The 1,011-nt window shown below is 42.4% G+C and carries 1 protein-coding gene; it reads left to right on the top strand.

The annotated features are described in order from the left end of the window. A partial coding sequence (locus R7070_RS26675; protein WP_318141586.1) for a D-amino acid dehydrogenase occupies positions 1-736 on the top strand: 736 nt, incomplete at its 5' end. Between the last annotated feature and the right edge of the window lie 275 nt (positions 737-1,011).

Raw genomic sequence — 1,011 nt, 5'->3', positions numbered from 1 at the left:
ACAAGAACCCGGTTTAGCACTGGTCAAAGATAAAATCGTAGGCGGGTTGTATTTGCCTGATGATGAAACAGGTGACTGCTTTCAGTTTTGCCAACAGCTGACAGAACTTGCAAAAGCGCATGGTGTCACGTTTAGATTCAATACCGAAGTGAGTAATTGGGTTACTGTAGGCAAAAAGATCATAGGTGTCCAAACGAACCACGGTTTGTTTAAGGCCGACCAATTTGTCGTTGCTTCTGGTAGCTTTTCCACTGCGCTTTTAAAGCAGCTCGATATTGATATTCCAGTGTATCCGGTTAAAGGATATTCACTGACGCTTCCGATAGAAAATGAAGAATACGCACCGCGCTCTACCGTCATGGATGAGACTTACAAAGTCGCTATGACTCGATTTGATGACCGTATACGAGTGGCTGGCACCGCTGAGCTTGCAGGTTTCGACCCATCCTTGCCACAAAAGCGCAAAAACACGATTGAGATGGTGGTTCGCGATTTGTTCCCTCGCGGCGGTGATTTCAGCCAAGCAGAATTCTGGACAGGATTTCGCCCAATGACGCCAGATGGCACACCAATCATAGGTGCAACGCCATACGACAACCTCTTTACTAATACTGGGCATGGGACGTTAGGGTGGACAATGGCATGTGGTTCAGGGCACTTATTGGCCAATATCATGACAGGTGAAAAAGCAAAAATCATGGAGAACTCAGAGCTCAACTTACTTCGTTACGCGTAAATAATCGCACAAAAATCAAACAGACCTTTATTCCACATACTGCATAGTAGTTAGCATTTTTAACTCATCGAATATGCAGCACATTAAAATGACAACGTGCTGCATATTTAATCAAACCAATAAATTCCCCATCTAATTGCGCACAATAATCAACTAGAACCAAATTTTAACAACATCAAACCATTCTGTGCCCACCATCACGCTATAAACGATTTATAGACAAAAAAGTTAACAATTGCATTACAAAAAGGGTAATGTATTGTTTGAAAAATAAC

It is taken from the genome of Vibrio sp. 1557 (assembly GCF_033340175.1).
GTDB classification, from domain to species: Bacteria; Pseudomonadota; Gammaproteobacteria; order Enterobacterales; family Vibrionaceae; genus Vibrio; species Vibrio alginolyticus.
This window is presented reverse-complemented; position numbering and strand designations above follow the sequence as displayed.